This is a genomic window from Microcystis sp. M53603_WE2 (genome assembly GCF_030065435.1).
The window spans coordinates 1-1,943 of the sequence record NZ_JASJFF010000456.1 but is presented as its reverse complement, the minus strand read 5'-3'; the positions used below and the strand labels follow the sequence as shown (position 1 = coordinate 1,943).

2 protein-coding genes are annotated in these 1,943 nt (G+C 38.4%); both read right to left on the bottom strand.

Features of this window, described 5'->3' with window-relative positions:
- On the bottom strand, positions 1–675 hold a 675-nt coding region (locus PX481_RS09545; RefSeq protein ID WP_288094481.1), incomplete at its 3' end, for an RpnC/YadD family protein.
- Between the two features lie 309 nt (positions 676–984).
- The gene (locus PX481_RS09540; protein WP_288094480.1) at positions 985–1,926 is read right to left on the bottom strand and encodes an RpnC/YadD family protein; all 942 of its coding nucleotides are present in this window, start codon (positions 1,924–1,926) and stop codon (positions 985–987) included.
- Positions 1,927–1,943: the final 17 nt, after the last annotated feature.

Below are 1,943 nucleotides of genomic sequence, written 5' to 3'. Positions count from 1 at the left end.
TTGACTAAATGTGCTAATCTCTTCTTGAAATTGTATCTCTTCGACCGGATTTAGATTGAGATAAGTATCAATAAATCCAGAAATTAATTCCATTTTCGCAGGATTTAACCTTAAAGTAATTAACAAGCGCAGACATTCCGCTTTAACTTTGGCTCGCTCTTTCTCGGCAATGTTCATCTTAGCCATCAAAGCTGAAGCAACCGGATTTGGCTGATTGAGAAAATCTCGCCAATTTAATCGATTTAACTGCACGACTTGATAGTTAAATTCTAAGACTTTAAAATCGGGAAAATCGACCACATACTGACTAATCGCTGCTCTTTTTGGCTTTGAATAAGAAAAAATTACAATCGGATAAATCGGTAAGACAAATTTCTCATGAAAGCGAGCAAAATAAGTAAACATTCGCCGGTTAAACCCCAGGCGGGAACTTTGCTGCGCCTCCAGATGAATCAGAAAAAAAGATTCTTTTCCGCGAAACCTAACTTGTGCTACTAAGTCGCTTTCATACCTTTCTCCTTCCGTGACATCGGTAAATACTTCTTTGTCTAAAAAAGTAATCGAGTCCCTATCTAAATAATCCATTACTTGAGGAAAAAATAACTCAATAAATTCGACAAAAAAGGTGGAGATTAACTCCTTAAATAAGCGATCATGGTCAATATTATTAGTCATGTAATATCATCTTAACTAATCTGAGCGATGAATGACTACCAGAAAATAATAACTTTTTGATTCTAACAAGTTTAAGGTTACTTGACAAGACTTACAGTAAAAGTGGACATTAAATCAATAAAAGTGGACAAAAGTGGAGCGGGTTAGCTCACTCTTAGGGTGTGTTAGCGTTAGCGTAACGCACCGGATAAGTCTGTATAATACGCTACAAATTTTTCCCAACAGGCGATCATCAGAAATCCAGAAAACGGGTTTCTTGAAGAAACCCGTTTTCTTGATATTGAGGGTAAGCTGGGGGACAAACCAGAATTATTCAGGTTTGATTAACTGATTTAAATAGTCCTGAAAATCTGAGATTGAGTCAAGAGTAATCGCTTGTCTGTGGAGATTTTTCAGAAGAGAAGTGTCTTGAATTTGGCTAATCTCATCAACCAGTTCAGAAGGCACATTCTCAAACCGAATCTCAAGGGCATCAATGACAGATTCTCTCATCCCTTTTTCCATTCCCATTCTTTCAACACTGGTAATATAAGGCATTCTTTTTTCCTCCTCGTACTGATTTAATTCCTGTTGAAACTCCTGTTCTAATTCAGTGGGTAAGCTCATCAACCAATCGATAAACTTAAAGAGGTTGATAATATCCTCTCGTTGATAACCCTGTTCGTACAACCGTTTAGTTAATGTTAGTTTCGCTTCCTTGCGCTTTTTTCGGTTTTGCCGAGTTTCTAAAGCTTGGAGATGCGCCATCACGACTGTAGCAAAAGGATTGCGGCTGGCTGCTAAAGCTGACCACTGCTGCTTAAATTCTAGCAACTTGACGACCGGAAAGCGAAAACTCACTTGACAATCAAATAACTCACGTTCAAATTGATTGGGTCGCCAAGAAGCATTATCATCACCTAAAACTGCCAAACTCGCTACTGAACGCCTGTAACGATCATAAATGCGATAGTAATAGACAAACATCCGTTCAGCAAAGTCAATTTCTCGCTGACCCTGGATTTCTATGTGGATTAAAACCCAGGTCTCTTCTCCCGCAAGACGATAAATTTTCACCAACTTATCGACGAGACGTTTGCCTAACTCAGCATCCCGCACCACTTGTTGAAGTTCTTTGTCGAGAAATTCAAAGCCTTGATTCCAATCAATACCCGCGTGAGCTTGAGGAAAAAAGAAGGAAACAAAGTCTTCAAAGTAGATTTCTAAGACATCTTTCCAAGGAGTATCAAAATCAGTATTTGGGTTATTCATTTCAGTTATCAGTTATC

Bases quoted from the DNA above. Each gene is read 5' to 3' on its own strand.
- PX481_RS09540 (WP_288094480.1), bottom strand. From the start codon at position 1,926: ATGAATAACCCAAATACTGATTTTGATACTCCTTGGAAAGATGTCTTA.